Genomic DNA, 505 nt, shown 5'->3' with positions numbered 1-505 from the left:
TTAGTGATTAAGTCTAATTTAGCTTCTTGTGTTTTAATGTTTTTGCTCATTTGTTATTCCAAAAATCTAAATCTCAAATTATCTTTCTAATTTTTTATCTAACATCTTCACAATACAGTCTTTTATGATATCTAAAATATAATCCAGCACCCTCATCACCTCCCAAAAATATACCATAATCATTATAAATATAAGATAAATGTGTTGAATAATGAATACCATCATAATAATCTTCAAATGTAACTTCTGTTAAAGTAAATTTATTTTTTTGCAACACATTAATGCTTTCTGATTTTTTAAAATCAAAATATATTTTTTTATTTATTTTTTGATTAAAAAAGAATTCTCCTTTTTCATCGTGCATTGTATTTCCTTTTTCTCTATTGCTGAATATTTCCCAATAAGCTTTATTGTAAATTATTACTTTATTATCTATATCTTTACACAAGCTCTTAAACTCATAATACTGCGGATCCATATATTTATAAGAACATCCTCCTACTAA

The 505-nt window shown here is 23.8% G+C and carries 1 pseudogene; it reads right to left on the bottom strand.

From position 1 onward, the window contains the following. Positions 1 to 94: 94 nt before the first annotated feature. Positions 95 to 505 (bottom strand): annotated as a pseudogene (locus BGS40_RS09495) (hypothetical protein); the annotation flags it as partial.

Source organism: Campylobacter sp. 107, assembly GCF_002383835.1.
Taxonomy (GTDB): Bacteria; Campylobacterota; Campylobacteria; order Campylobacterales; family Campylobacteraceae; genus Campylobacter_D; species Campylobacter_D jejuni.
This window is presented reverse-complemented; position numbering and strand designations above follow the sequence as displayed.